This window comes from Sphingopyxis sp. BE235 (assembly GCF_031457175.1).
Taxonomy (GTDB): domain Bacteria; phylum Pseudomonadota; class Alphaproteobacteria; order Sphingomonadales; family Sphingomonadaceae; genus Sphingopyxis.
Genome location: NZ_JAVDWC010000005.1, coordinates 156,842 through 182,312, shown reverse-complemented (window position 1 = coordinate 182,312; position 25,471 = coordinate 156,842). Strand labels below are relative to the sequence as shown.

Here is a 25,471-nt window from a genome sequence, read left to right as displayed (position 1 = left end):
CACAGCGTTCCTCCAGGCAGGCGGTCAGTCGATCCGCCGTGATCGATATCGGCTCCAACTCGGTCCGCATCGTCGTCTATGAAGGACCGGCGCGCGCCCCCGCCGTGATCTTCAACGAAAAGGTCGCCGCGGGTCTTGGCCGCGGGCTCGCCATCGATGGCCGCATCGCCTCGCGAGACGCCGAGCGCGGCCTGGTCGCGCTGCGGCGCTACGCGCTGCTCGCCGAGCATATGGACGTCCAGGACGTGCAATGCGTCGCCACCGCAGCAGTGCGCGATGCGGTCAATGGTCCCGACTTCATCGCCGCCGCGGCCGAGGCGGGACTGAATATCCGGCTGCTGTCGGGCGAGGAGGAGGCCGAGGCTGCGGGGCATGGCGTGCTGTCGGCGATCCCCGACGCGCACGGCGTCGCAGTCGATCTTGGCGGTGGCAGCCTCGAACTCGCCGAAGTGTCCCGCGGCAAGGTCGGCCGCCGCGCATCCTTCCCGCTCGGCGTGCTCCGCTTGCCCGCGCTGCAGAAGGATGGCGAGCAGGCGTTTGAACGCGCGATCCGCAAGATGCTCCGCGCCGCGGGCTGGCCGGGCGAGGGGTTGACCGGGCTGCCGCTCTATCTGGTCGGCGGTTCGTGGCGCGCGCTCTCGCGGCTCGATCTCGAACTCACCAAGGACCCGCTCGCGGTCCTCGATCAGCACACATTGCCGCGCAGCGCGCTGCGCCGCCTGCTCCGCGCGACCAAAAGGTTGAGCTTTGAAGAGCTCCGCGCCATCCCCGGCATGGCGTCGAACCGCGCCGCGGCCTTGCCCGATGCGGCGGCGCTGCTCGCGGCGCTCGTCAACATTCTCGACGTGCCCGAAATGACCGTGTCGTCATCGGGGCTTCGCGAAGGCCTGCTCTATCAGGCGCTCGATGCCGAAACGCGCGCGCAGGACCCACTGATCGTCGCCGCCGAATTCGAGGGCCGACGCCTCGCGCGGTTCGCGCCGCACGGCCGCGCGATCGCCGAATGGATCGCGCCGCTGTTTGCTGACGAGACTCCCGCCGACAGCCGCGTCCGTTTGGCCGCCAGCCTGCTCAGCGATGTCGCCTGGTCGGCGAATCCCGATTTTCGCGCCGAGCGCGGCACCGAGATCGGCCTGCACGGAAACTGGCGGAGCATCGATATCCCGGGCCGCATCCTCCTTGCCCGCGCGCTGTACGCGGGCTTTGGCGGCACCGACGCCGAGTTTCCCGCGATGGGCAGTCTCGTGACGCCCGAGCGCCTGGCGCGGGCGCGTCAATGGGGGCTCGCGATCCGTTTGGCCCAACGCCTGACCGGCGGCATCCAGGCGCCGCTCGACGGCAGCTCGATCGCGATGCGCGGGGGCAAACTGCGGCTCACCCTCACGCGCGAATGGCACCATCTGATGGGCGAGGCGGTCGAGCGGCGACTGCGCGCACTCGCGAACGCGCTCGACGCCGAACCCGTGGTGGATTTGCTCGAAGGCGGCTGAGCGACCTAGGTCGCCGGCGCGGTGCAGGTCGTCCCGGCCGCCGATGCGGTTTCTTCACCGGGCTTGAGCGGTGCGAGCGAGCCTTCGGTCATGCCTTTGGTCCACCATTGCCAGCCGCCGCCGACATAGCGGGCGCCGCTCGCCGACATTGCGCTTTTCATCTCGACCGTCTTGCCCGCGACGACGATCTGCGCCGTGTCGGTGGTCGGGTAGCGTGCCTCGACGGTCGATCCGTCGGCGCAGGTGTAGCGAACAGGCTCCGCGGCAGGTGCGGCAGGCGCCTCAGCCTTGGGGGCGGTCGATTGTGCGGTGTCCGCGTTGGGGGCTTCGGTTTTGGTCGGCGCGGAGTTGCAGCCTGCAACGCCGATTGCGAGGGCGATAGCGACGGGGAAACGCATGGCCTGCTCCTTCATGACATCACTGCCCCCCGATTATGGGGCAACGGCCAATGCCGTGCAATAGCAAGGCCGTAGGCTCTCAGGCCGCGCCGTCGATCTCGCTCATCACCAGCTTGCCGTTCTTGACCGCAAAGCCCATCCGGCCTTCGACCAGATCGAGCGCCGCGTGACCGAACACGTCGTAACGCCAGCCGTCCATCATCTGGATGCCATCGCGGGCGCCCGCCGCGAGCGCTTCGAGGTCGTCGCTGCGCGCGATCAAACGCGCCGCGACGTTCAATTCGCGCGCACGGATTTTCAGCAGCAGCTTGAGCAGGTCGGCGACCAAAGTGCCTTCCTTGCCTAGCCCCGGGCCGCGCGGTGCGCGCTCGGGCATGTCGTCCTTCGACATCGGCTTGGCGCCCGCGATCGCGTCCATCAGCCGGCCGCCGATGTCGTTGGTGCGCCACGTTGCCGACAGTCCGCGCACGCGGCCCAGCCCGTCCTGATCCTTCGGCGGATGCGCGGCGAGGTCGGCGAGCGTTTCGTCCTTTACGATGCGGCCGCGCGGCAGATTCTTTTGCCGCGCCTCGCGTTCGCGCCACGCGGCGAGCGACTGCAAGCGGCCGAGCACGTCGAGCTTGCGCGTCGGGATCTTGATTCGCTGCCACGCCTTGTCGGGATCGACGCTGTAATTGGCGGGATCGGCGAGCTTTTCCATCTCCTCATCGAGCCAGTGACCGCGGCCGGTCTTGATCAGCTTGTCGAGCATCATCGGGAAAATCTTGGCGAGGTGGGTGACGTCGCCGACGGCATAGTCGATCTGGCGCTTGTCGAGCGGGCGGCGGCTCCAGTCGGTAAAGCGCGCGCCCTTGTCGAGTTGCAGCCCGATCCATGCTTCAACCAGGTTCGAATATCCGACCTGTTCGGCCTGACCGAGCGCCATCTGGCCGATCTGGGTGTCGAAGATCGGGTGCGGCGTCTTTCCGGTCAGGTTGAAGATGATTTCGACATCCTGCCCGCCCGCATGAAAGACTTTCAGCATGTCCTCATTGTCGACGAGCAGGTCGAGCAGGGGCCCCAGGTCGATGCCCGGCGCCATCGGGTCGATCGCCGCGGCATGGTCGCGGTCGGCCACCTGGATCAGGCAAAGCTCTGGCCAGAAAGTGTTTTCGCGCATGAATTCGGTATCGACCGCGATGAAATCGCTGTTCCGAATAAGGTCGCAGAATTCGACGAGCGCGGCGTTGGTTTCGATCAACGGATGGACTTGCATAGCGCGCCTATACAGCTAGTTGAGAGGAACGGGCAGGAAAATTTGCGCGTGCTCTTCGGGTCGCAGAGCCGGAATACCGGCCGGGGTAAAAGACGAAGGGATTTGGGGCATGATGTGGCTCGGTTGGGCGCTCGCCGCGCTCGGTTTTGCGTTGCTTGTCGGGCAATATGCCGCGGGGCAGGCTGATATCTTCCTCTCGATCGCCAATCCGCGGCCGCTCGACGAGGAATCGATGGTGGTGACGTTGAAGGGCTGGGGTTTCGCCGCGCAGGCTGCGCAGCCGTTTGTGACCCCCGAATCCGATCACGGCCTGTGCGACGTCCGCATGTTCGCGACGCGGCGCCAGATGCTGGTGACGATCGCGACCTTCGGTTTCCTCCGCCCGGTCACCGTCGCGTGGCGCGCGCATGCGGGTATCCTGCCGCTGGGAGGCGCGTGATGCCTATCGTCAAGCTTGGGGACGAAGGCCGCTGGACCAATTATCACGGCACCGGCACCTGCGAAGCGGCGACGCGCTTCGCCTTGCGCAGCGGTGACGCGGAGCGCGGGCGCGACGAGATCGCGATCGCCGCGAAGTCGGTGCAGGACTGGCTCGCGGCGGCGCAGGCGGCGAAGCGCCGTGTCCGTCCGCTCGGCGCGGGCTGGTCGCCGTCGAATGTCAATATCAGCTCGCAAAGCTGGCTGCTCCACACGCGGCGCTTCAATCGTTGTTTTCGCATCGGCGCCGATGACGTCCGCCCCGGGATCGACGCCGGCGCCCTGATGCTTGTCGAAGCGGGTGCGCTCGTCGACGAGGTGTCGGACAAGCTCGAAGCACAAGGCCGCTCGCTGTGGACCAGCGGCGCGGGCAATGGACAGACCTTCGCGGGCGCCGCTGCAACGGGCACCCACGGATCGATGATCGCGCGCGGCGGGATCCAGGACCATATCCGCGCGCTGCAGATCGTCACCCCAAGCGGTATCCGCTGGATCGAGCCCGACACCGGCGTGATGAGCGACGCCTTCATCGCCGCGACAGGATCGACGGCGCTCCGCGACGACAATATGTTCGCCGCGGCGCAGCTTCCCGTCGGCTCGCTCGGCATCGTGACGGCGCTCGTCGTTGACAGCGTACCGAAATTTCTCGTCCGTCCGATCCAGAATCTGCGCAAGGTCGATCGGGCGGCGCTGGACTGGCTCGCCGCCGGCGATTTCCGCCGCTTCTCGGCCGCCTATGCGCTCGATCAGGATCCCGATTTCGTCCAGATGATCGTCAATCCGTACAAGCCGTTCAAGCGGCCGGCGATGCTGCGCTTCCTCTATCGCGAACCCTGGCGCGACGATTATCCCCGCGCGACCCCCGGCCAGCTCGGCGCCGGTTATGACGCGCTCAGCCTGCTCGGCCGGTTGCTCAACGATTATCCGTGGGCGCGCGGGCCGTTGCTCCAGTTCGCGATGAAACAGGGCTATGCCAGCGGCCCCGATATCGACGCGCCGCCGGTCTATGGCAGCTGGGGGGAGGGACTCGATACGCATCGTCCCTTGGCAGACCTGTTCAACGCCTCGGTCACCATCGACCGCGCCGACCTTGCGCGCGCGTTCGAACGCATCTGCGCGGTCTATGCGCGCCACGGCGGCTCGACCGTCGTCACCATACGTTTCATGGAGCGCGCGCAAGGGCTGCTCGCTCCTGCGCGTTTCACGCACAATGCGGTGATCGATTTCGACGGCCCGCGCAGCCAGCGCACCGCCGACGCCTATACCCGCGTGGTCGAATGCCTCGATGCAGAGGGGATCACCTTCACCCGCCACTGGGCGAAAAGCTGCCGCCTCGACGCCGCGCGCGTCGCCGCCGATTATGGCGAGGATTTCCGCCGCTGGCGCACCGCGCGCGACCGGCTGCTTCCCGATCCGGCGCACCGCGCGCTGTTTGGCAGCGAGGTACTCGACGGGTTGGGGCTGACCTGCTGAAGCATCCGTCGCCCCCGCGAAGGCGGGGGCCGCAAGAGGCGTTGAGCAAGGTTGCCAGCGGCCCCCGCCTTCGCGGGGGCGACGAGCCAAGTCTTGACAAATCGCTCGCCGCGCTGCCTTAGGCGCGGCCATATCGGTACGTTTGCGCGTGCCTCCCCGGACATGTGAGAGACCCAAGAAAATGCACGCCTATCGCACCCATAATTGTGGCCAGCTCCGCGCCGAGGATGTCGGCCAGAATGTCCGTGTCTCGGGCTGGGTGCATCGCAAGCGCGATCATGGCGGGCTGCTCTTCGTCGATCTGCGCGACCATTATGGTCTGACCCAGATCGTCGCGGACTCGAGCGACGCGGCCTTCGCCACGCTCGACGGCCTGCGCGCCGAAAGCGTCGTGACGATCACAGGCGACGTCGTCGCGCGCTCGGCCGAAACGACCAACGCGAACCTGCCGACCGGCGCGATCGAAGTGCGCGCACGCGACGTGGCGGTCCAGTCCGCGGCGATTGAACTGCCGATGCCGGTCGCGGGCGAGCAGGAATATCCCGAGGATATCCGCCTCAAATACCGCTTCCTCGACCTTCGCCGCGATCGCCTGCATGCGAACATCATGCTGCGCTCGAACGTGATCGCAAGCCTGCGCCGCCGCATGGTCGATCAGGGCTTCACCGAATATCAGACGCCGATCCTCACCGCCTCGTCGCCCGAGGGCGCGCGCGACTATCTGGTGCCAAGCCGCGTCCACCCCGGCAAATTCTACGCGCTGCCGCAGGCGCCGCAGATGTTCAAGCAGCTGCTGATGGTCGCGGGCTTCGACCGCTATTTCCAGATCGCGCCCTGCTTCCGCGACGAAGACGCGCGCGCCGACCGTTCGCCCGGCGAATTCTACCAGCTCGATTTCGAAATGAGCTTCGTCACGCAGGACGACGTGTTCAACGCGATCGAGCCCGTGCTCGCGGGCGTGTTCGAGGAGTTCGCAAACGGCAAGTCGGTCACCCCGGCCGGCTCGTTCCCGCGCATCCCCTACCGCGAATCGATGCTGAAATATGGCAATGACAAGCCCGACCTGCGCAACCCGCTGATCATCACCGACGTTTCGTCGCACTTCACCGGATCGGGCTTTGGCCGCTTCGCCGACATCGTCGCCGCGGGCGACGTCGTGCGCGCGATCCCGGCACCCGCGACCGCGGAAAAGAGCCGCAAATTCTTCGACGATATGAACAGCTGGGCGCAGGGCGAGGGCTTTGCCGGCCTCGGCTACGCGACGCGCAAGGGCGGTGAATGGGGCGGCCCGATCGCCAAGAACCACGGCGCCGACAAGATGGACGCGCTCGCCGCCGAACTCGGCATCGGCCCCGACGATGGCCTCTTCTTCGCCGCGGGCAAGGAAGCGGTTGCCGCGAAGCTCGCCGGTTTCGCACGCACCCGCGTCGCCGAACAGCTGGAGCTGATCGATCCGAACAAGTTCGAAATGTGCTGGATTGTCGACTTCCCGATGTTCGAGGCCGACGAGGACACTGGAAAGATCGATTTCAGCCACAACCCCTTTTCGATGCCGCAGGGCGAGCTTGAAGCCTTGGAAACCAAGGACCCGCTCGACATCCTCGCGTGGCAGTATGACATCGTCTGCAACGGCGTCGAACTGTCGTCGGGCGCGATCCGGAACCATCGCCCCGACATCATGTATAAGGCGTTCGAGATTGCAGGCTATTCGCAGGCAGAGGTCGACGCGAATTTCAGCGGCATGATCAACGCCTTCAAGTTCGGCGCGCCGCCGCACGGCGGCTCGGCGCCGGGCGTCGACCGCATCGTGATGCTGCTCGCCGACGAGCCGAACATCCGCGAAGTCGTCGTCTTCCCGATGAACCAGAAGGCCGAAGACCTGATGATGGGCGCGCCCGCGCCGGTGAGCGACAAGCAGCTCAAGGAACTCGGCATCCGCATCGTCGACGGCCCGAAGGGCTAAGGCGTGAGCGAACCCCGGGAGCACCGGCTGGAAACGCCGGAAGGCGATATCTGCTGGTTCGAATGGGGAACGCGGGGGCAGGAGGCTTCGCTGCTCCTGCTCCACGCGACGGGCTTTCACGCGCGGCTGTGGGATCAGGTCGTCGCGGCGCTGCCCGCCGGCACGCACGTCATCGCGCCCGATCATCGCGGGCATGGGCGCAGCTACCGTCCCGCCACGCTCGCCAACTGGGCGGCGACATCCGACGCGCTGTTGCCGCTGCTCGACGGGCTCGGCGGGCATCCGCTCGTTGGCTGCGGTCACAGCATGGGCGGCTACGCGCTGACGCGGCTCGCATCGCAGCGACCCGCAGCCTTTCGTCACCTCGTGCTGATCGATCCGGTGATCATGGACCCCGCCTTTTATGAAGGCGAGGCGGCCAAGCCCATCCCCGATCCCGCCGAGCATCCCGTCGCGCGCCGCCGCAACAGCTGGGCGAGCGCCGAAGAGATGCGCGCGCGTTTCGCCGACCGGCCGCCCTATGCGAATTGGGACCCGCGCGTCCTTGCCGACTATTGCACCCATGGCCTGCTCCCGGCAGCCGAGGGCGAGGGGCTGGAGCTTGCCTGCCCGCCGGCGCTCGAAACATCGGTCTATCAAAATGCCCTACGCATCAGTCCGCACGAGTGGCTGCACTATCTGGCCACGCCGTCGATGGTGATCCGCGCCCCGACCGGCGAGCGCGGCGGCCCGCTCGATTTTTCGCTGAGTCCGACCTGGACCGGTCTTGGTGCGGCGCTCGGCGCCGAGCGCGACGAACTATGGGCCGAGCATAGCCATTTCATTCCGATGGAAGATCCCGCGCGCGTCGCCGCGCTGCTCGCGGAATTGCTCTAACCGCGTAACGAAACGCGCGCGCGCTGTCCCAGAAAATGACAGGGCTGCATCGCTCTTGGTAGGACGCCTCCGGTTGCGCTAGGGAGGCGCGATGAGCATTTCCCTCTCCGATCACGAAGCCGGCGCCAAATATGACGGCGACTATTCCGATGCGCTCGATGCGTTGCAGGAACGGCTTGAGCGCGTACAATCCGCGCATATTACGCACGGCCAGCGCAGCATCATTATGTTCGAAGGCTGGGACGCGGCAGGGAAGGGCGGCATCATCAAGCGCATGACCGCGCTGCTCGATCCGCGCTATTTCGAGGTCTGGCCGATCGGCGCGCCGAATGACGAGGAAAAGGCGCGCCATTTCCTGTGGCGTTTCTGGAAGCGCCTGCCGGGCAACCGCGAAATCTCGATCTTCGACCGCAGCTGGTACGGCCGCGTCCTAGTCGAGCGTGTCGAGGGCTTTGCGAGCGAGGCGGAATGGCGCAAGGGTTATGACGAGATCAACGAGTTCGAGGCGCAGCTCACGGGCAGCCGCACGAACCTCGTCAAGATATTCGTCCATTTGACGCAGGAAGAACAGGACAAGCGCTTCACCGACCGCCTCGACGATCCGTGGAAGCGGTGGAAGACGGGACCTGAGGACTATCGCAACCGGTCGAAGCGCAAGGCCTATCTCGCCGCGATGGAGGATATGTTCGCGCAGACGAACACGCGCTGGGCGCCGTGGAAGGTGATCGACGGCAATAACAAGAAGGCCGCGCGCATCGCGGCACTGACCCATATCGCCGAAGCGCTCGAGGCGATCGTGCCGATGACCCCGCCCGATCTCGACCCCGCGGTCGTCAAACTCGCGGGCAAGGCGTTCGGTTACAAGCCCAAAGACTAGGTTTTTCGGCCTCCTCGGCTAGCAATCGCGCGCCCCAGCCGCTACATGGGGGTGATGAGCCGCGCCAAGAGATCCGACGATTGGGGTTTTCCCCGCTGGCGCCCCTATGGCTCGTCGCGCGAGACGCAGAAGGTGCGCCTCTGCGATCGCCACGGTTGCACCAACCTCGGCAACTGCCCCGCTCCGAAGTCGCCGAACAGCCCCGAACGCTGGTATTTCTGCGAGACGCACGCCGCCGAATATAACCGCGGCTGGGACTATTTCGAGGGTTTGAGCGCCGAGGATGCCGCCGAGCGGGCTGCTAATGAGACGCGCGACGCGGGGGCGTATGCAAAGGCCCAGCATTATGCCTGGGGCGGGTCGGGCGACGGCAGCCGCAGTGCCGACGAAATGCGTGCGCTCGAAATATTGGACCTCGAACCCGATGCCGATTTCGAAGCGACGAAAAAGGCATGGCGCAATCTTGCCAAAGAAACGCACCCCGACGTGAAACCCGGCGACGCCGACGCCGCGAAACGCTTTGCGGCAGGGCAGGCGGCGTTCGAGGTGCTGAAGCAGGCCGAAGAGCGCAAGAGCTGGAAGCCGGCTTAGCTGCCTCTCCCAGCTTTACGGAGGCGTCGCGCCGCCGAATTGTTTGGGCACGAGCCAAAGGCGATTCTGTTTCAGATCGATGGCGAAGGCGTCGAATTTCCTCAGAAGCACCATGCCGGCGATGCCGTCGCTGCTGCCGACATAGCGTTCCATTTTTCTTACCGGTGTCTTTTCGACCACAAATGGGCCCACGGACAGTTCGGGCAGTTCCACTTTGGCAAAAGAGTAAACTTCGCCGCTGATATTCCTTGAAAAACCGACCTGATTGCCTCCAGTTAAACCTGTCCGGTCCCAAGGCTCGGGTTTGATCGCCAACCCGCCATTCGACCCTAGGTCGATGTCTACGACGAGGCTTTTCCCGTTGATTGTTATTGGCAATGCGGCCCGGGGGCCCGTTATCGGGAGAGCGGTTGACGCGGATCCCGCATTGATAGTGCCGCTGGGACCGATCTGGAACGATGCGGAGCGGAAATCGACCGCGAAGGCGAGATGGCGGAAGAAGTCCTGCCCGATCACCAGAGCGACGGCATTGTCCCGAACCTTGGGCAGAAACCGCAGGTCGGCGGTTTGCAGCGCCGCTGTCGCCGTCATTTGCCCCGGGAAATGGATGGCCAGCGGACGCGCAAGGCGATGGGCCTCGACCTGCTCATAACCGGGGCCATGGCCGGGCGTGATTGGCACCGAGCGGGGCCCGATCTCGGCCCCCGTCGCGCGGGCAAAAGCCAGATCGACGGTGCTGCGGCCTGCAAGATTGTCGAGAATCGCCCAACCCCTTTTCCCGTTTATCTCCACCTCGAAGGCAATGAGCCCGTTGGAAAGATCGATCGGGACGGGCTTTCGGTCGGCCCGTTTGAGGAAACTGACGGTCGCTCTCGCGGGAGCAACCTCCTCGGCCGCAATCGCCGGCGTATGGTCAAATGCCGATATGAAAATCGCGGGGAACGCCAATCCGGCCAGGAGGTAATGGCGTGTCACCATCCAGGTGCCCGCTCAGTCATAAACACACGCATCCAGCCCGTCGCGCTTGACCACGCCGATGCGCGCGCGGATCGTGTTGCCGTAACGCCGCGTGAAGCCCGACGGGCTCACCGCCTCGCGTTTCTTGGGCAGCGGCAGGATCGCGGCGATCCGCCCCGCCTCGGCGGGGGTCAGCTTGCCCGCGCCATGGTTGAAATAGCGCTGCGCCCCCGCCTCGACGCCATAGGTGCCGATGCCGGTCTCGGCGACGTTGAGGTAAACCTCCATGATCCGGCGCTTGCCCCAGATCTTTTCGATCAGGAAGGTGAACCACACCTCGGGCACCTTGCGGACATAGCGCGTCCAGCCCGTCCCTTGCCACAGGAAGACATTTTTCGCCGTCTGCTGGCTGACCGTCGATCCGCCGCGCATGCGTTTGCCCTTGGCGTTGCGCTCGATCGCCTGTTCGATCGCGTCGCGGTCGAAGCCGTTATGGCTGCAGAATTTGCCGTCCTCGGCCGCGATCACAGCGCGCACCATGTTGCGGTCGATACTCGAGAGACTTTCCCAGTCCTTGGTAATCCCGTTGCTGTCGGCCAGCATCGTGAACGTCACGGGCGGCGGCACGACGGCATAGAGCAGCACCCACAGCACCGAGGCGGCAATGAACCAGAACAGCCATTTGAACGGCCGGAGATACCAGGGGAGCTTGCGCTTCTTCGCGCGAGAGGACGTTACCATGCAGGCAAATTAGCCGCTTGCGATTTCGAGGCAAGCGGGCTTGATCTTGCGGAGCAAAAAACACTGATGTTTGCCGAAGGAAAGACCCGCATGTCGCTTCGATCCCTATTGCTGCTAGCCGCCGCGACGGCCGCTGCGCCTGCCCTCGCGAACGAGGATCGCCGCGACCTTTGCCCCGACCGGCCGGGGCTCGGTACACCCGCCTGCACGGTCGAGCCGGGGTCGATGCTGTTCGAGATCGGCTTGGCCGACTGGACGCTCGATCGCACCGCCGACAGCCGAAGCGATAGCTGGACCTTCGGCGACGCGCTGCTGCGCGCCGGGCTGACCTCGTCGCTGGAGGTGCAGCTTGGATGGACGATGCTCGGCCATGCGCGCGAACGTGACCGCGCGACGGGCGACGTGACCCGCCGGACGCGAACCGGCGACGTGACGCTCGCGTTGCGGCAGAATCTGCGTAGTCCCGACGGGTCGGGCTTTTCGTTCGCGCTGATGCCCTATGCGACGTTGCCACTGGGCGGCGATGGCGTCGGCGCGGGCGATTGGGGGGTGGGGATGATCGTGCCGGTCAGCGTCGAACTCGGTGCGGTGTCGCTGGGCTTCACGCCGCACGTCGATGCCGCCGTCGATAGCGACGGCAATGGCCGGCATACGGCCTATGGCTCGGTCGCGGGGGTGGGGTTCGGCCTGTCCGACGATGTCTCGATGGCGGCGGAGTTGTCGCTTACCCGCGACCGTGACCCCGGCGGTCACACAACCGAGGCGCTGGCCGGGCTTTCGGCCGGCTGGCAGCCCGATGCCGATAGCCAGTGGGATGTCGGTGCCAATTTCGGGCTCAATCGCGATAGCCCGGACGTCGAACTCTATTTCGGTTTCGTGCGCCGCTTCTGACGTTTGCGCGCCGCTCCCGCATTCCCATGTCGGCTTTAGGGTAGGGAACGGACATCGATCGACGCGAAGCCTAATCGTCGAGGTTGTTATCCGGTAACCGCTTCGTTGACAGGAAAAGCTGGGCGACGCCGTAAGGAACGGCCCCAAGCGCGCAAATCAGAGCGGCGCCAAAAGGGAAGACGATCAAAGCCATTCCCGCGCCGCCGCGGAGATCGCTCGTTAATGCGACCCACACGCCATAAGCGAGAAAAAGCACGGCTCCGAAAAGGCAGGCGAACCAAAATCTTTTGAAATATCGTAGGATTTTCGAGAACAAGCCAGAACGACCCGACGCCTCGACGGCCAAGTGATGACGGTATCTGGTCAGCAAATCCATCGAGGGAAGGCTAGTTCCTTGCGCCCGCGAGTCAAATCACGGGCGCAAAGGATGGACGCGGATCAGGCGCCGACCAGCCGCCGGTCGCCGGCAAGCTTCAGCATCGCTTTCTGCAGTTTTTCGAATGCGCGCACTTCGATCTGGCGCACGCGTTCGCGGCTGACGTCGTAAACCTGGCTCAGGTCTTCCAGCGTCTTGGGGTCGTCGGTCAGGCGGCGTTCGGTCAGGATGTGGCGCTCGCGCTCGTTGAGCGATTCCAGCGCCTCATTCAGCAGCGAATGGCGCACATCGCGTTCCTGCGCCTCGGCGACGCGCTCGTCCTGCAGCGGGCCTTCATCGCCGAGCAGATCCTGCCACTGGCTGTCGCCGTCCTCGCCCATCGGGACGTTCAGCGAGGTGTCGCCGCCCATCGCCATGCGGCGGTTCATGCTGGTGACCTCTTCCTCGGTAACGCCGAGGTCGGTCGCGATCTTGGTCAGATGTTCGGGCGACAGGTCGCCGTCCTCGAACGCCGCGAGGTTGTTCTTCATCCGGCGAAGGTTGAAAAACAGCTTCTTCTGCGCCGCGGTCGTGCCCATTTTGACAAGGCTCCACGACCGCAGGATGAACTCCTGGATCGACGCGCGGATCCACCACATTGCATAGGTCGCAAGGCGGAAGCCGCGTTCGGGGTCGAACTTCTTCACGCCCTGCATCAGGCCGATATTGCCTTCGCTGATCAGCTCGCTGACGGGCAGGCCATAGCCGCGGTAGCCCATCGCGATCTTCGCGACGAGACGGAGGTGCGAGGTGACGAGCTGCGCCGCAGCTTCATTGTCACCATGCTCCTGGAAGCGGCGCGCGAGCATATATTCCTGCTCGGGGGTCAGCAGGGGGAATTTGCGGATTTCCGCCAGATAGCGATTCAGGCTGGCTTCGCCGCCAAGCGCTGGAACCGTGGCCGGAACGTTGCTTTTAGCCATTGGAGAGCGTCTTCCCTTTAGAATCTTGAGTCAGAACATGCCGCGGTTGGGTCCAGCGGTCGAGATAGATTTTCATTCGAAACCTAAACGCGCAATTCATCGATCAGTTCCCGCATGTCGGCTGGGAGTTCGCTGTCGAGCGCGATGTTGTTACCGGTCACCGGATGAATAAAGCCCAAATGGGCCGCGTGCAATGCCTGCCGCACGAAATTCCGTGCTTTCAGCACCTCCGACAAAGGCTTTCTGACGCGTCCATAGACCGGATCGCCGACCAGCGGATGACCGATATGCGCCATGTGGACGCGCACCTGGTGGGTGCGTCCGGTTTCCAGCCGGCACTCGACCAGAGTCGCATTCTTCAAGGGCTCGATCGTGCGGTAATGCGTGATCGCATGCTTGCCGCGTCCTTCGGCGACCACCGCCATCTTTTTGCGGTTCGTGGTCGACCGGCCGAGCGCCGCGTCGATCGTGCCGTTCGCCGGGATCGGCCGGCCGGTCGCGATCGCGAGATAGCGGCGGTCGATGCTGTGCGAGGCGAACTGCTTGGCGAGACCTTCATGCGCCTTGTCGTGCTTCGCTGCGACGATCAGCCCGCTCGTGTCCTTGTCGATGCGGTGGACGATCCCCGGCCGCGCGACGCCGCCGATCCCCGACAATTGCCCCGCACAATGGTGGAGCAAGGCGTTGACCATCGTGCCGTCGAGATTGCCCGCGGCGGGATGGACAACCATCCCGGCGGGCTTGTCGACGACGATCAGATGCTCGTCCTCATAAGCGATGACCAATCCCATGTCCTGCGCGACATTATGCGCGGGCGTGGCGGCGGGCAGGCGAACCTCGATCGTTGCGGGCGCCGCCGCCTTTGCCGAGGGATCCCAAAGGATTTTGCCGTCGGCGCCGACGACGCGGCCGCCCTTGATCAGGCTCTTTAAACGTTCGCGCGACAGGCTCGGCAGCGCTTCGGCGAGCGCCCGGTCGAGCCGCAGCCCGGCCGCGCTGTCGTCCAGCGCCACGGTCAAAATGTCGTCATCCCCCTGCATTGATCGGAATGTGGTTTTCGGGCGCTGAAATTCAAGGGGACAGGCTCGTTCACACACCCTTCGTCATGCCGGACTTGATCCGGCATCCATTCGGCGGCGGCGGCATGGACCCCGGATCAAGTCCGGGGTGACGACGAAAAAGGGCGGGGCGCTTCGGCGCATCGCGCTTGCCCTTAGGGTCATGGCTGTCCTAGGAGCAGCCCACGCCGGAAATGTCCGGAACACTGCGCTGGGGAGCCTTTTCATCCATGTCCGACGATCGCGTCGATTTCGCCTCGATGCTGGCCTCGCGCCTGTGTCACGACCTGCTGAGCCCCGTCGGTGCCTTCGCCAACGGCCTCGAACTGCTCGCCGACGAGAAAGACCCGGCGATGCGCGAGCGTTGCTTTGAACTGCTCGAACAAAGCGCGCGGACCTCGGCAAACAAGCTCAAATTCTTTCGTCTCGCCTTCGGTTCGGCGGGCGGGTTCGGCGAGCTTGTCCCCGCCGATGAGGCCAAATCGGCGATTCAGGGCATCATCGGCGACCGCGCGATCGACCTCAACTGGATGATCGGGACCGATCCGCTGCCCAAGCCCGCGGTGAAGATCATCCTCAACCTCTCGCTTCTCCTCGTCGATGCGCTGGTGCGCGGCGGCCGGCTCGATGTCGGCTGCGAAAAGCAGGGGGAGGGCATCGAGATCGCGCTGCATGTCGAGGCCGAGCGCATCTTCCTCGATGCCGACGTCGAACGCATCCTGGCCGAAGGCGAGGGCGCCAGCCCGATGACCTCGCGCACCGCGCCCGCGGTGCTGGTGCAGGCGGTGGCACGGCAGAATGACGGTACGGTCATGCTGGCGCGCGAAACGCCGACGTCGCTGCTGGTCGGCGCCGTTCTCCGCGGTCGCTAGTCCCCAACATCGTCATTCCCGCGAAAGCGGGAACCCAGCGAGCTGAGGTTGCTACTGGGTTCCCGCTTTCGCGGGAATGACGAAGGTTGGGAGGATCACAAATTTCCTTCCGCCGCACGCACCAGTAAAACCCTCCTTAACCATTGTCGGGCATGGTCGAACCTCAGTTTTTGGGGCGCACCGGTATCGCGATGGACGATCTGCTGAACGACTTTCTGGCCGAAACGGCGGAAATCCTTGCCGAAGCCGGCGGGGCCATTGTCGCGTGGGAGGCGGACCCCGCCGACCGCGCGCAGCTCGACGCGATTTTCCGGCTCGTCCACACGATCAAGGGCAGCTCGGGCTTTCTGGCCTTGCCGCGCGTTACCGCCTTGTCGCATGCCGCCGAGGATGCGCTCGATCAGGTGCGGCGCGGCAACCGCCCGGCGAACGCCACGCTCGTCACCGGCGTGCTTGGCATCCTCGACCGGCTGGGCGACCTTTGCACGGCGCTGAGCCAGAAGGGCGTCGAGCCGGCCGGCAACGACCGCGATGTTATCGGCGCGCTCGCCGGCGACATTCCCGAAGATGCGCCGTTCGAGGTCGCGGGTGTTCCGCTCCGCCGCGACGATGATTTCAGCGCCGAACTGCAAAGCTGGCGCTCGATCCGCGTGCCCTTGCCGTTGCTCGACAGCGTGATGACCGGGGTCACCGACATCGTGCTGGCGCGCAATGAATTTGCGCGGATGCTGCGCGAATCGGGCGCCGACCTGTCGGTCATCGCGTCGTTCGATCGTCTTTCCGACTCGATCGCCGGAATGCGCCAGTCGGTTAGCCAGATGCGCATGCAGCGGATCGACAAGCTCTTCGCCCCGCTGCCGCGCATCGTCCGCGATCTCGCCAAGGACATGGGCAAGAAGATCGCTTTCCAGACGAGCGGCGGCGAGGTTGAGCTCGACCGTGAGATGATGGAGAATATCCGCGATCCGCTGATCCACATCGTCCGCAACGCGATCGATCATGGCATCGAGCCGCTTGAGGACCGGGTCGCTGCGGGCAAGGACATCACCGCGACAATCTCGGTCTCGGCGCGCCAGTCGGGCAACCAGATCGAAATCGAAGTGCGCGACGACGGCCGCGGCCTGTCGCCCGACGCCCTGACCGCGAAGGCGATCGCCTCGCGCCTCCTGACCGCGACCGAGGCGCGCGCGCTGGCGCCCAGGGACAAGCTCGACCTGATCTTCCGTCCCGGCTTTTCGACCGCGGCGAAGATCACCTCGGTCTCCGGCCGCGGCGTCGGCATGGATATCGTGAAGGCGAATGTCGAAAAGATCGGCGGCATCGTCGAACTGCGCAACGAAGAGGGGCGCGGGCTCGCGATCCTGCTCCGCGTGCCGATGACGCTGACGATCATTTCGGGCCTGATGGTCCGCGCGGCGGGACAATATTTCGCGATACCGCGCGGCGCGGTGCGCGAAATCCTGCTCGAAAATGGCGATACGGTGCGCATCGATCAGCTCGGCGGCGGCGAACTCGCGACGGTGCGCGGCGAACAATTTCCGCTGCTTCGCCTTGAAAATATATTGGGCCGCGAGCGCGACGAGGCCGACGACAGCGACGACCGCGCGCTCGTCATCGTGCGTCCGGGGCAGGGGCAAAGCTATGCGCTCAGCGTCGCGGCGATCCACGACCATGAGGAACTGGTGATCAAGCCCGCGGCGCCGATGATCATGGCGACGGGGCTCTATGCCGGCACGACGCTGCCCGACAACGGCCGCCCCGTCCTGTTGCTCGACGTCCAGGGCCTGCTGGCCACGGCGGCGATCGACGCCAGCGAAACGGGCCGCAGCCACGACCGGATGGCCGAGGCCGAGGCCGAAGCCGCGGCGGCGCGCAACGCCGTGCAGTTGCTGCTATTCCGCGATATGAACAGCCGTGTCCGCGGCGTCCGCCTGTCGGTGATCGAACGCGTCGAGGAGGTTCCGGCAAAGGCGCTTTTCGAAAGCGCGGGCAGGGTGCAGGCGCAGATTGGCGACGATATTTTCCCCGTCCATGCCGCGGCGCTGCCGGGCGGCGAGGGAACGCTGAAGCTTCTTCGCCTCTACGATGGCCGCTCGGTGCTCTGCTATCCGATCGCCGAGGTGATCGACATCGTCCGCTTGCCCGACGCCGTGCAGCCGTCGGCGGCGCCCGGCCTGATCGCGGGCGTCGTGCTCGTCGGCGGCGATCCTGTCGAACTCATCGATCCCTTCTGGCTGATGGAACAATATGCCGCCGGCGCGCCCGCGCCCGCGCTGCGCCGGCCGCTCTGCCGCCTTGCCGACGATCATGACGGCTGGGGCGGCAATTTCCTTGCTCCGATCCTGCGCAATGCCGGCTACCGCGTCGTCATGGTGGGCGATGCGTCGGATGAAGCGCCCGATGTCCTGCTCTGCCTCACCGAAGAAGGCGAGCCTTGCGGGCATGTCGACGGCGATGTGCCGGTGATCCGCCTGCGCACCTCGATCGCGGCCGCGGGGCCCGAAGACGAAACCGTCTATCGTTATGATCGCCAAGCGCTGCTCGACGCGCTGCGCCGCCAGGTCGGGGGAGAGAGCGCATGATGGACAAACTCTATCTGATCGCGCGCATCGCCGACACGCGCGTCGCCTTGCGCAGCCGCGCGATCAATTCGGTCGTCACCGTCGGCACGCCCGTCGAAGTGCCCGCCGCGCCGCCGCATGTCGCGGGGCTCTTCGCGCTCCGCAGCCGTGTCTTCACCCTCATCGACCCGCATGTCGTCATCGGCCTGCCCGCGGTGCCGGTGGCGCCGGGCCAGCGCGTGATCGTCGTCGACGTCGCCGAGCATGGTTATGCGCTGCTCGCCGACGAGATCGAGGATGTCTGTTTCATCGACGCCGCCGAAACGCGCATCGCCGGAAAGCTGCTCCCCGGCTGGGCGCGCGTCGCCGATGCGATGATCGAACATCAGGGCAGCTCGCTGCTCGTTGTCGATCCGTCGAACTTTATCACGCTGCCGGCCTTAAAAGCCGCATGAATTCGGCCGTCTATTAACTGGCTGCACACGCCTTCACCGTAAACATGCCCAAATCCCGGGGGTCGGAGTTAACTGAATGTCGAAATCTTGTCTGGTGGTCGATGACAGCAAAGTCATTCGCAAGGTCGCGCGCCATATCCTTGAAAGCATGTCCTTCGCCGTCGAAGAGGCGGCTGACGGGCAGGAGGCGCTGACCTTCTGCCGCGCCAATCGTCCCGACGTCATCCTGCTCGACTGGAATATGCCGGTGATGAGCGGAATGGAGTTCCTCGGGGCGTTCAACGATCTCGACTATGGGCGCGAAGAACGCCCGCGCGTCGTTTTCTGCACGACCGAAAACAGCATCGACCATATCCGCGCCGCGATCGAAGCCGGCGCGGACGAATATGTCATGAAGCCGTTCGACCGCGAAACGCTCGAAGGAAAGCTGCAACTCGTCGGCATCGCTTGAGGTTTTTTACGTGGCCCGTCCACAACCCCTGATACAAGATCCAGAGCCAACCGCCCGCACCGTGCGCGTGATGCTCGTCGACGACAGCCTCGTCGTTCGTAGCATCCTCGAGCGGATCGTCGATCAGCGGCCGGGGCTCAAGATCTGCGCGTCGGTCGCCTCGGCGCACGAAGCGCTCGATTATCTGGCACGCGAGCCCGTCGATGTTGTCGTGCTCGACGTCGAAATGCCCGGAATGAACGGCATCGACGCTCTGCCGCACATATTGGAGCGCGCCGAAAAGGCGCGCGTTCTCATCCTCTCGTCGAACTGCGTCGAGGGCGGTCCCGCCGCGATCGACGCGCTCGCGCTCGGCGCCAGCGACACGCTCGCCAAACCCGGGCGCGGCAGCTTTTCGGGGCGTTTCGCCGAAGTGCTGACCGAGCGGATCATGACGCTCGGCCATCAGCGCGATTTCCCTGCAACGGTCCCCGTTGCCGAGCGCCCGGCTCCGCCGCCCGCCGCCTTCGCGATCGATACCGATCAGCCGATCGAATGCATCGCGGTCGCGGCATCGACCGGCGGCATCCCCGCCTTCGCCAATTTCCTCGCGCACCTCGATCCCAGGATCAGCGCGCCGATTCTGCTCACCCAGCATCTGCCCGACGCCTTCATGGAATTTTACGCGAAGCAGATCGCGACGATGACGACGCGCCGCGTCCGCGTTGCCGAAGCCGGAATGGCCGTCGAGCGCGGCTGCATCTATCTCGCGCCGGGGGATGCGCATTTGCTCGTCGTCGCCAATGGGCGCCGAGCCGAAATCGCGCTCGATCACCGTGTCGTCGACAATGGCTGCTGCCCCTCGGCCGACCCGATGCTCGATTCGGTCGCCGAGATTTATGGCAAGGGCGGGGTTGCCGTCATCCTCAGCGGCATGGGCCGCGATGGGGTGATCGGTGCGGCGCGGCTGAAGGACGCTGGCGGCACGATTTTCGCGCAGGCGCCTGAAAGCTGCGTGATCTGGGGCATGCCGGGCGCGGTCGCCAAGGCGGGCATCGCGGCGGCGACGCTGAACCCCGACGCGATCGCGCTGATGCTCGGCAGCTTCCTGCAAGGGCGCGGGCAGGGGCGCCGCAAGCCATGATGGACGGAAGCGCCAGCGAATCGGCGTACCGCGTCCTGATGGGCGTGCTCGAATCGCGGACGGGGCAGACGCTGTCGCCGAACCGCATCTGGCGGATCGAAATGTCGCTGAAGCCCGTGATGCAGCGCCACGGTATCGCGGATCTTGATGCGCTCGTCGCGGCGCTGGTGACCTCGAACAGTCGGCAATTGCTCGACGATACCGTCGATGCGATGCTGAACAACGAAACATATTTCTACCGTGAATATAGTGTGTTCGACGAAATAGCTGCGACCGCGCTTGAGAAGATTCGCGAAATCAACAAATTGCGCCGCCGGCTGACCGTCTGGCATTGCGGCGTATCGACGGGGCAGGAAGCCTATTCGCTGGCAATGCTGATCGCCGAGCAAGGCGAAAAATGGGCGGGTTGGCAGGTCGATATCGTCGGCACTGACGTCAGCTATCATGCGATTTCGCGCGCGCGCGTCGGCCTCTACAGCCAGTTCGAGATCCAGCGCGGTCTGCCGGTGCAGCGCATGGTGCGCTGGTTCGACCAGACCGAGGGCGGATGGCTTGCCAAGGCGGACCTGCGCCGCCGCGTCGATTTTTCGGTGCAGAATATGCTCACCGACCGGCCGCCGCTGGCGAGCCCCGCCGACCTGATCTTCTGCCGCAACCTGCTGCTCTATTTCTCGGCGCCGATGCGGCAGAAAGCCTTTGCGCGGCTCCGCGCGATGGCGGCGCCGCAAAGCTTCCTCGTGCTCGGTGCGGGGGAAACGGTGCTCGGCCAGACCGATCAGTTCGTCGCGAGCCCGCGCCTGCGCGGCCTTTACGAGCCCGCCGATCAGCAGGGGCGCCGCGCCGCCGCGGCCTAGGACAGGCTCTGCCTTGCTTTTTGCGCGCCACTGGCGCAATCGACGGCTTGGCAAGCACAGGACGGGTCCCCCGAGCGCATGAGCGATTTTATCGAACGCTGGTCTCCCAATTTCGACGAGCGCGCGCTGCCCATCTCGATGATCGTGCTGCATTATACCGGTATGAAGAGCGGTGCCGAAGCCATTGATTGGCTTGCCAATCCCGAAGCCGGGGTTTCGGCGCACTATGTCGTCAGCGAGGACGGGCAGATCACCCAGATGGTGCCCGAGGACAAGCGCGCCTGGCACGCGGGCAAGTCGCACTGGCGCGGCATCAGCGACATCAATTCGGCGAGCGTCGGGATCGAGATCGTCAATCCGGGGCATGAATGGGGCTATGTGCCGTTCCCCGATCCGCAGGTCGCCTCGGTCGTCCGCCTCGTCCACCAGATCAAGGACCGGCATTCGGTCACCCGCGGAAATGTCATCGGCCATTCGGACATCGCGCCGACGCGCAAGCAGGATCCGGGCGAGTTGTTTCCGTGGGAAGAGCTTGCGCGCCGCCGCCTCGCGCTTCCGCGCCCGACCAAGAAGCTCACCGATCCCTTGTGGACCGACGCGGGCTTCCTGCTCGCGCTCGAACGTTTCGGTTACGATGTGACCGACGGGTTCGCGGCGACCGTCGCGTTCCAGCGGCGCTTTCGCCCCGAACTCATCGACGGCACGATCGACGGCGAATGCCGCGCGATCCTGCTCGCGCTGCTGCTTCCCCAGCCCGAAGGCAATTGATTCCTCGTCAAAGCGCCCGATGAGGGCTATACTCGCTCTCGCCAGAGGGTCGGGCGATCGCCGCTTTCGCAAGAAAGGGGAGGAAAGTCCGGGCTCCACGGAAATCACGGTGCCGGATAACGTCCGGCGGATCGGGCTTCGGCCAGGTTCAGGGAAAGTGCCACAGAGAGCAGACCGCCAAAGGCTTCGGCCCGGCGAAAGGTGAAAGGGTGCGGTAAGAGCGCACCGCGCGGCTGGTAACAGGCGCGGCACGGCAAACCCCACCGGGAGCAAGGTCGAATAGGGACGGTACGGATTTATCCAGGGCTGATTCCGGCCCAGCCGTCCGGGTTGACTGCTTGAGCGTTCGGGTAACCGTTCGCCTAGAGGAATGATCGCACAGTCTCCGCAAGGGGATGGACAGAACCCGGCTTATAGACCCTCTGGCACCTCTCTCCCCAATACCCGGGCGGAACGCCCAAGCCTGGGCCGCGTTCTAGGCGGACGAGTTGGAAGGGAAACGCACCATGAAAGTCGTCGATGAGCATGTCGAAGTGACCGAGACGGAAGCGAGCGGCGGCGTCAAAGGCCATAATGTCCGCTATGTACTGGGGTTCTCACTGATTGCGGTGATCATCGTCATGTCCGCGATCTGGATCATTCCGGTGCTGTTGCAGCCCTGATTTTTTAATCACTTTGCCTTGGTAACGCCGACGAGTTCTTCCTCTGCTCCCGGCGTGTCCTCCATATAGATCGTGCGCACTGGCCGCTTGAACTTGCGCGTATGCAGCTTGTCATACCCACGGTCGCCGCTTGTCGCGACCTTCAGCAAGCTGGTGATCGTGTCGCCCGTCGCGACGTTCCAGCTCATTTCGCTGCCGTCATGCGCATAGGTGCGGCTGTACACAGTCGCATCGAGCCCAATCAGGCGCATCCGCTGCCCCGCCTTCGTCGTCGCGGACCGATAGCGATAGGTCGCCGATAGCGCGGTGGTGCCGCCGGTCAGGTCGCGGATCGTCAGGACACCCTTGTTGATCGTCAGCCCGGCGGGGCCGAGCGGATCGGGCTCCAGCTTGAAATTGCCCCCCGGTTCGTGCCCGATGTCGACCTCGCCGCGATAGCTGAGCACGACATAGAGGTGCCGCTCGTCGGGGCTGGCGACGACGAAGACGGTGTCCATATTGCCATCGCCGTTGAGGTCGCCATCGGCGCGCGTTTCGATTTCTTCGCCGAGTTCGAGCTGATCGAGAAGGAACTGGTCGCCGACCGGAGGCAAGGTTGGGCGGTCTTGCGCGGCGTGCGCCGTGCCGGACAGCAATAGCGCGGCCAGGAATACCGGTTTTCGCATTGCCCTCATCTCTCCCTCAGTCGGTATCAGACTATCAGCTGTTACGCGCTCGTCCAGCCGCTGTCGGTGATGCCGCGCACAGGCGAATGTCAGGGGTAGCCGACCGCGATCACTTCCCACTCTTTCGGTCCCGCGGGTAGCTGCACGGTGCGCAGGTCGCCGATCGCGGCGCCGCGCAGCGCGCGGGCGAGGGGGCTGTTCCAGCCGATCCGGCCTTCGCCGGCCTCGGCCTCGTCGTCGCCGACCAACGTGACGATGCGCCGCGCGTCATCGTCGTCGGCGAGTTCGACGGTGGCGCCGAACCAGATGCGGCTCTTGTCGGGCTGCTCGGCGGGGTCGACGACGCGTGCCGCTTTCATCCGCCGCGCGAGGAAGGAGAGGCGCCGGTCGATCTCGCGCAGCCGCTTGCGGCCATAGATATAGTCGCCATTTTCGCTGCGGTCGCCGTTGCCCGCCGCCCAGCTGATCACCTCGACGAGCTTCGGCCGCTCGTCGCCGAGCAGCACGTCATATTCGGAGCGCAGCGCGGCATAACCCGCTGGCGAAATGATGTTCGTCTTCTCCCCCGCCATGCGGATTTAGCCGGGCGTGCGTTTGCCGAGGTAGAAACTCAGCGGCGCCTGCTGCCGCGACCCGCTGCCATCGCGCAGCGTGTCGTAGACGACGGCATTTTCCAACACGCGCTGGACATAGTTGCGCGTTTCGAAGATCGGGATCGCCTCGATCCAGTCGACCATTTCGATCCCGCCGCCGCGCGGGTCGCCATTGGCGCGCAGCCATTTGTTCACATTGCCCGGACCGGCATTATACGCCGCGACTGCGAGCGGATAGCTGCCGCCGAAATAGCGGAGCATCTGCTGAAAATAGGTCGATCCCAGCATCATATTGTAATTGGTGTCGGTGGTCAGCGAGCCAGCGTCATAGCTCATCCCAAGCTTGCCCGCGACTTCGCGTGCGGTGCCCGGCATCAACTGCATCATCCCGCGCGCGCCGGCGTGGCTGATCGCCTGCCGGTCGAACTGGCTTTCCTGCCGCGTGATCGCGTGGATGAAGGTCCAGTTGCTTTCATGCCCGGCAGGGACGCGCACCGTCGGGAAACCCGACACCTCGACCGCATCGAGGCTGTTCGCCTGCGCGCTGCGGCCGATCATCACGCCAAGGTCGGGGCGTCCGATCTGCGACGCGAGTTTGCCCGCGAGCACATGGTCGGCGGGCGAGGTCGCCTGTTGCGCGAGGGCGCGCAGGAACTGCGACTGTTCGCGCCATGCGCCGATTTCGCCGAGCGCGCGCGCGGCGCGCACCAGCCGGTCGTCCTCGAACTCGCGGCGCTCGTCATTGCTGACCTGAATGGTCGGATCGGGGGTCGGCTTGGGCTGCGGGCGGTTCAGCCGCTCAAGCGACAACTGGCCATAGAATTGGTCATAATGCTGCGCGGCATCGGCAAAATGCGCATTCGCTGTCGAGCGGTCGCCCGCCGCCAGCGCCGCGCGGCCGGCCCAGTAAAAGCCTTTCGTGCGTGTCTGCGCCGAGCGTGCGGCTTCGCCATAGGCGCGGTAGAGGCGCACCGCCTCGGCCGGGCGGCGCAGATCGCGATAGGCAAGCTGCCCGGCGAGCCAGGCGAGCGAGGTATAATCGTCGCGCACGCCAAGCGACGTCTCGCGGATCACCGTTCCGGGTGGGAAGGCGTCGTCGAGCTGGCGCGCGATATTATAGGCGGTCGTCTTGTCGCCGCCATCGCTCGCCTGCCGCGCGTTGGTGAGCAGCGTTTCGAGCCATTCCTCCGGATCGGTCGGCGCCTTCGTCAGCGAGCGCGGCGCGGCGAGCAGCGCGCGCGCTTCGCCGACGCGGCCCGCCTTGCGCAGCCAGGTCGCCTTGTCGGTGATATAGCCCGCATCGGTGCGGGTCAGCGCCGGATTGGCGCTTTCGGCGGCCGATGCCTGAAAGGCCGCGTCGACCGAGGCGTTGCGCATCGCTAGCCGTGCCGCAAACACGTTGCGCTTGTCGGGCGAGGTATAGGCGAGCTGGCGGCCCGCAGCGGCGGTGGCGCCAAGCCAGAGCAGCCGGTCCATGCGCGCGTCATGGTCGGCGGGCGTGATCGCGCCGGGGAACATGGCGAGCGCGCGGCTCGTTTCATAATCGTCGAGCGGCCCGCTCGTCCACGCGCGGCGAACCGCCGCGGCGGCGTCCTCGCGGCGCCCCGACGCGTTGAGCGCGAGCGCGTAGCGGAGCTGTCCGCTCGCGGTCTGCGGCGGATAGGCATTGAAATAGGCGAGGGTGCGCTGCGGATCGTAGCTGTCGAGCGAGATGGCCTTTTCGGCGCGCGTGCGCATCTTGTCGTTATCGGGCCAGCCCTTGTTCGCCATCAGGAAACGCGAAAGCTGGTCGAACGAGGCGCCGGTGTTCGCCGTCAGCCGCCGCCATTCCATCACCGCATCGCCGACCGAACTCGTCGACGGCGGCGGACCCGACGTCGCCGCCAAGCCCATCTGCGCGCGATACCAGGCCATTTGTTCGGGAGTGAGTTCGCTGGCATGGGCGGTGGTCGGAATGAGGAGGGCCGCGGCGAGCGCGAGGCGGGAGATACGGGTCAGCGAGGTCATAGCTGCCATGGTAATGCCAAACTCCTTGCGGGGCGCTGAATAGACGTCCAATAGCGGCGCGCTGGCCGGATTCTA

Annotated in this window: 26 protein-coding genes and 1 other RNA gene; 17 read left to right on the top strand and 10 right to left on the bottom strand. The window is 65.3% G+C overall.

Annotated features, from left to right (window positions below):
* Positions 1-38 precede the first annotated feature (38 nt).
* Complete coding sequence (locus tag J2X38_RS19385; RefSeq protein WP_310256427.1) at positions 39-1,490, top strand: Ppx/GppA family phosphatase; 1,452 nt, start codon at positions 39-41, stop codon at positions 1,488-1,490.
* Positions 1,491-1,495: 5 nt separating this feature from the next.
* Here the strand turns inward: J2X38_RS19385 and J2X38_RS19380 are convergent, their stop codons facing one another.
* Positions 1,496-1,888 carry an MliC family protein gene (locus tag J2X38_RS19380; protein ID WP_310256425.1) on the bottom strand — a complete coding sequence of 131 codons (393 nt, stop codon included), beginning with the start codon at positions 1,886-1,888 and terminating at the stop codon, positions 1,496-1,498.
* A 79-nt stretch (positions 1,889-1,967) separates the two neighbouring features.
* The gene (rnd, locus tag J2X38_RS19375) at positions 1,968-3,143 is read right to left on the bottom strand and encodes a ribonuclease D (protein ID WP_310256423.1); all 1,176 of its coding nucleotides are present in this window, start codon (positions 3,141-3,143) and stop codon (positions 1,968-1,970) included.
* Between the two features lie 109 nt (positions 3,144-3,252).
* Here rnd and J2X38_RS19370 point away from each other — a divergent pair, with 109 nt between their 5' ends.
* The 6 genes from J2X38_RS19370 to J2X38_RS19345 all read left to right on the top strand — a co-directional run bounded on the left by J2X38_RS19370 (position 3,253) and on the right by J2X38_RS19345 (position 9,400).
* Positions 3,253-3,582: a hypothetical protein gene (locus tag J2X38_RS19370; protein WP_310256422.1), complete on the top strand. Its 330-nt coding sequence runs from the start codon at positions 3,253-3,255 to the stop codon at positions 3,580-3,582.
* Positions 3,582-5,093, top strand: a complete 1,512-nt coding sequence (locus tag J2X38_RS19365) for an FAD-binding protein (protein ID WP_310256420.1) — start codon at positions 3,582-3,584, stop codon at positions 5,091-5,093. The genes J2X38_RS19370 and J2X38_RS19365 overlap by 1 nt, the downstream gene beginning before the upstream one ends.
* A gap of 181 nt (positions 5,094-5,274) precedes the next feature.
* A complete protein-coding gene (gene aspS / locus J2X38_RS19360) occupies positions 5,275-7,056 on the top strand; it encodes an aspartate--tRNA ligase (RefSeq protein ID WP_058536078.1) in 1,782 nt (593 codons plus the stop codon).
* 3 nt (positions 7,057-7,059) lie between these two features.
* Positions 7,060-7,932 (top strand): alpha/beta hydrolase, encoded by an 873-nt coding sequence (locus J2X38_RS19355; protein WP_310256418.1) that lies wholly within the window; start codon positions 7,060-7,062, stop codon positions 7,930-7,932.
* A gap of 91 nt (positions 7,933-8,023) precedes the next feature.
* Positions 8,024-8,809 (top strand): polyphosphate kinase, encoded by a 786-nt coding sequence (locus tag J2X38_RS19350; protein WP_310256416.1) that lies wholly within the window; start codon positions 8,024-8,026, stop codon positions 8,807-8,809.
* A 54-nt stretch (positions 8,810-8,863) separates the two neighbouring features.
* Positions 8,864-9,400, top strand: coding sequence for a J domain-containing protein (locus tag J2X38_RS19345; RefSeq protein ID WP_310256415.1), 537 nt, complete (start codon positions 8,864-8,866; stop codon positions 9,398-9,400).
* Positions 9,401-9,415: 15 nt separating this feature from the next.
* Here the strand turns inward: J2X38_RS19345 and J2X38_RS19340 are convergent, their stop codons facing one another.
* Both J2X38_RS19340 and mtgA read right to left on the bottom strand, forming a co-directional pair.
* Positions 9,416-10,378 carry a hypothetical protein gene (locus J2X38_RS19340; RefSeq protein WP_310256413.1) on the bottom strand — a complete coding sequence of 321 codons (963 nt, stop codon included), beginning with the start codon at positions 10,376-10,378 and terminating at the stop codon, positions 9,416-9,418.
* Positions 10,379-10,390: 12 nt separating this feature from the next.
* Positions 10,391-11,098 carry a monofunctional biosynthetic peptidoglycan transglycosylase gene (gene mtgA, locus J2X38_RS19335; protein WP_310256411.1) on the bottom strand — a complete coding sequence of 236 codons (708 nt, stop codon included), beginning with the start codon at positions 11,096-11,098 and terminating at the stop codon, positions 10,391-10,393.
* 90 nt (positions 11,099-11,188) lie between these two features.
* Here mtgA and J2X38_RS19330 point away from each other — a divergent pair, with 90 nt between their 5' ends.
* A complete protein-coding gene (locus tag J2X38_RS19330) occupies positions 11,189-11,989 on the top strand; it encodes a transporter (RefSeq protein ID WP_310256409.1) in 801 nt (266 codons plus the stop codon).
* 70 nt (positions 11,990-12,059) lie between these two features.
* Here the strand turns inward: J2X38_RS19330 and J2X38_RS19325 are convergent, their stop codons facing one another.
* The 3 genes from J2X38_RS19325 to J2X38_RS19315 all read right to left on the bottom strand — a co-directional run bounded on the left by J2X38_RS19325 (position 12,060) and on the right by J2X38_RS19315 (position 14,367).
* Entirely contained in the window at positions 12,060-12,365 is a 306-nt protein-coding gene (locus J2X38_RS19325; RefSeq protein WP_310256407.1) for a hypothetical protein, read from the bottom strand.
* Between the two features lie 62 nt (positions 12,366-12,427).
* Positions 12,428-13,327, bottom strand: coding sequence for an RNA polymerase sigma factor RpoH (gene rpoH / locus J2X38_RS19320; RefSeq protein WP_056371197.1), 900 nt, complete (start codon positions 13,325-13,327; stop codon positions 12,428-12,430).
* An 83-nt stretch (positions 13,328-13,410) separates the two neighbouring features.
* Positions 13,411-14,367 (bottom strand): RluA family pseudouridine synthase, encoded by a 957-nt coding sequence (locus tag J2X38_RS19315; RefSeq protein ID WP_310256405.1) that lies wholly within the window; start codon positions 14,365-14,367, stop codon positions 13,411-13,413.
* A gap of 248 nt (positions 14,368-14,615) precedes the next feature.
* On the opposite strand from J2X38_RS19315, the gene J2X38_RS19310 reads away from it, so the two are divergent.
* From J2X38_RS19310 to J2X38_RS19270, 9 genes are all read left to right on the top strand, one after another.
* Positions 14,616-15,257: a histidine phosphotransferase family protein gene (locus J2X38_RS19310; RefSeq protein WP_037518742.1), complete on the top strand. Its 642-nt coding sequence runs from the start codon at positions 14,616-14,618 to the stop codon at positions 15,255-15,257.
* Between the two features lie 152 nt (positions 15,258-15,409).
* Positions 15,410-17,839: a chemotaxis protein CheW gene (locus J2X38_RS19305; RefSeq protein ID WP_310256403.1), complete on the top strand. Its 2,430-nt coding sequence runs from the start codon at positions 15,410-15,412 to the stop codon at positions 17,837-17,839.
* Entirely contained in the window at positions 17,836-18,273 is a 438-nt protein-coding gene (locus tag J2X38_RS19300; RefSeq protein ID WP_058536088.1) for a chemotaxis protein CheW, read from the top strand. Before J2X38_RS19305 ends, J2X38_RS19300 begins: the two co-directional genes overlap by 4 nt.
* A gap of 76 nt (positions 18,274-18,349) precedes the next feature.
* Positions 18,350-18,724 carry a response regulator gene (locus J2X38_RS19295; protein ID WP_039575078.1) on the top strand — a complete coding sequence of 125 codons (375 nt, stop codon included), beginning with the start codon at positions 18,350-18,352 and terminating at the stop codon, positions 18,722-18,724.
* A gap of 67 nt (positions 18,725-18,791) precedes the next feature.
* The gene (gene cheB / locus J2X38_RS19290; RefSeq protein ID WP_310256398.1) at positions 18,792-19,847 is read left to right on the top strand and encodes a chemotaxis-specific protein-glutamate methyltransferase CheB; all 1,056 of its coding nucleotides are present in this window, start codon (positions 18,792-18,794) and stop codon (positions 19,845-19,847) included.
* Positions 19,844-20,701, top strand: a complete 858-nt coding sequence (locus J2X38_RS19285; protein ID WP_310256396.1) for a CheR family methyltransferase — start codon at positions 19,844-19,846, stop codon at positions 20,699-20,701. Before cheB ends, J2X38_RS19285 begins: the two co-directional genes overlap by 4 nt.
* Before the next feature lie 78 nt (positions 20,702-20,779).
* Complete coding sequence (locus tag J2X38_RS19280) at positions 20,780-21,469, top strand: N-acetylmuramoyl-L-alanine amidase (protein WP_058536091.1); 690 nt, start codon at positions 20,780-20,782, stop codon at positions 21,467-21,469.
* Between the two features lie 41 nt (positions 21,470-21,510).
* Positions 21,511-21,899: RNase P RNA component class A (rnpB, locus tag J2X38_RS19275), an RNA gene on the top strand.
* 76 nt (positions 21,900-21,975) lie between these two features.
* Positions 21,976-22,131, top strand: a complete 156-nt coding sequence (locus J2X38_RS19270; RefSeq protein WP_310256393.1) for a hypothetical protein — start codon at positions 21,976-21,978, stop codon at positions 22,129-22,131.
* Between the two features lie 8 nt (positions 22,132-22,139).
* Here the strand turns inward: J2X38_RS19270 and J2X38_RS19265 are convergent, their stop codons facing one another.
* The 3 genes from J2X38_RS19265 to J2X38_RS19255 all read right to left on the bottom strand — a co-directional run bounded on the left by J2X38_RS19265 (position 22,140) and on the right by J2X38_RS19255 (position 25,405).
* The gene (locus J2X38_RS19265) at positions 22,140-22,796 is read right to left on the bottom strand and encodes a hypothetical protein (RefSeq protein WP_310256391.1); all 657 of its coding nucleotides are present in this window, start codon (positions 22,794-22,796) and stop codon (positions 22,140-22,142) included.
* Between the two features lie 89 nt (positions 22,797-22,885).
* Positions 22,886-23,368: a transcription elongation factor GreB gene (gene greB, locus J2X38_RS19260; RefSeq protein ID WP_310256389.1), complete on the bottom strand. Its 483-nt coding sequence runs from the start codon at positions 23,366-23,368 to the stop codon at positions 22,886-22,888.
* A 6-nt stretch (positions 23,369-23,374) separates the two neighbouring features.
* Positions 23,375-25,405, bottom strand: coding sequence for a transglycosylase SLT domain-containing protein (locus tag J2X38_RS19255; RefSeq protein WP_310256387.1), 2,031 nt, complete (start codon positions 25,403-25,405; stop codon positions 23,375-23,377).
* Positions 25,406-25,471 lie beyond the last annotated feature (66 nt).

What these genes read in the sequence shown, in the direction of transcription:
- greB (WP_310256389.1), bottom strand. Translation starts at nt 23,368, where the DNA reads ATGGCGGGGGAGAAGACGAACATCATTTCGCCAGCGGGTTATGCCGCG.
- J2X38_RS19270 (WP_310256393.1), top strand. Translation starts at nt 21,976, where the DNA reads ATGAAAGTCGTCGATGAGCATGTCGAAGTGACCGAGACGGAAGCGAGC.
- J2X38_RS19365 (WP_310256420.1), top strand. Translation starts at nt 3,582, where the DNA reads ATGCCTATCGTCAAGCTTGGGGACGAAGGCCGCTGGACCAATTATCAC.
- aspS (WP_058536078.1), top strand. Translation starts at nt 5,275, where the DNA reads ATGCACGCCTATCGCACCCATAATTGTGGCCAGCTCCGCGCCGAGGAT.
- J2X38_RS19340 (WP_310256413.1), bottom strand. Translation starts at nt 10,378, where the DNA reads ATGGTGACACGCCATTACCTCCTGGCCGGATTGGCGTTCCCCGCGATT.
- J2X38_RS19380 (WP_310256425.1), bottom strand. Translation starts at nt 1,888, where the DNA reads ATGCGTTTCCCCGTCGCTATCGCCCTCGCAATCGGCGTTGCAGGCTGC.
- J2X38_RS19310 (WP_037518742.1), top strand. Translation starts at nt 14,616, where the DNA reads ATGTCCGACGATCGCGTCGATTTCGCCTCGATGCTGGCCTCGCGCCTG.
- J2X38_RS19265 (WP_310256391.1), bottom strand. Translation starts at nt 22,796, where the DNA reads ATGCGAAAACCGGTATTCCTGGCCGCGCTATTGCTGTCCGGCACGGCG.
- J2X38_RS19305 (WP_310256403.1), top strand. Translation starts at nt 15,410, where the DNA reads ATGGTCGAACCTCAGTTTTTGGGGCGCACCGGTATCGCGATGGACGAT.
- J2X38_RS19315 (WP_310256405.1), bottom strand. Translation starts at nt 14,367, where the DNA reads ATGCAGGGGGATGACGACATTTTGACCGTGGCGCTGGACGACAGCGCG.
- J2X38_RS19295 (WP_039575078.1), top strand. Translation starts at nt 18,350, where the DNA reads ATGTCGAAATCTTGTCTGGTGGTCGATGACAGCAAAGTCATTCGCAAG.
- J2X38_RS19300 (WP_058536088.1), top strand. Translation starts at nt 17,836, where the DNA reads ATGATGGACAAACTCTATCTGATCGCGCGCATCGCCGACACGCGCGTC.
- rnd (WP_310256423.1), bottom strand. Translation starts at nt 3,143, where the DNA reads ATGCAAGTCCATCCGTTGATCGAAACCAACGCCGCGCTCGTCGAATTC.
- J2X38_RS19255 (WP_310256387.1), bottom strand. Translation starts at nt 25,405, where the DNA reads ATGGCAGCTATGACCTCGCTGACCCGTATCTCCCGCCTCGCGCTCGCC.
- J2X38_RS19350 (WP_310256416.1), top strand. Translation starts at nt 8,024, where the DNA reads ATGAGCATTTCCCTCTCCGATCACGAAGCCGGCGCCAAATATGACGGC.
- J2X38_RS19285 (WP_310256396.1), top strand. Translation starts at nt 19,844, where the DNA reads ATGATGGACGGAAGCGCCAGCGAATCGGCGTACCGCGTCCTGATGGGC.
- J2X38_RS19325 (WP_310256407.1), bottom strand. Translation starts at nt 12,365, where the DNA reads ATGGATTTGCTGACCAGATACCGTCATCACTTGGCCGTCGAGGCGTCG.
- J2X38_RS19345 (WP_310256415.1), top strand. Translation starts at nt 8,864, where the DNA reads ATGAGCCGCGCCAAGAGATCCGACGATTGGGGTTTTCCCCGCTGGCGC.
- J2X38_RS19280 (WP_058536091.1), top strand. Translation starts at nt 20,780, where the DNA reads ATGAGCGATTTTATCGAACGCTGGTCTCCCAATTTCGACGAGCGCGCG.
- rpoH (WP_056371197.1), bottom strand. Translation starts at nt 13,327, where the DNA reads ATGGCTAAAAGCAACGTTCCGGCCACGGTTCCAGCGCTTGGCGGCGAA.
- J2X38_RS19330 (WP_310256409.1), top strand. Translation starts at nt 11,189, where the DNA reads ATGTCGCTTCGATCCCTATTGCTGCTAGCCGCCGCGACGGCCGCTGCG.
- J2X38_RS19370 (WP_310256422.1), top strand. Translation starts at nt 3,253, where the DNA reads ATGATGTGGCTCGGTTGGGCGCTCGCCGCGCTCGGTTTTGCGTTGCTT.
- mtgA (WP_310256411.1), bottom strand. Translation starts at nt 11,098, where the DNA reads ATGGTAACGTCCTCTCGCGCGAAGAAGCGCAAGCTCCCCTGGTATCTC.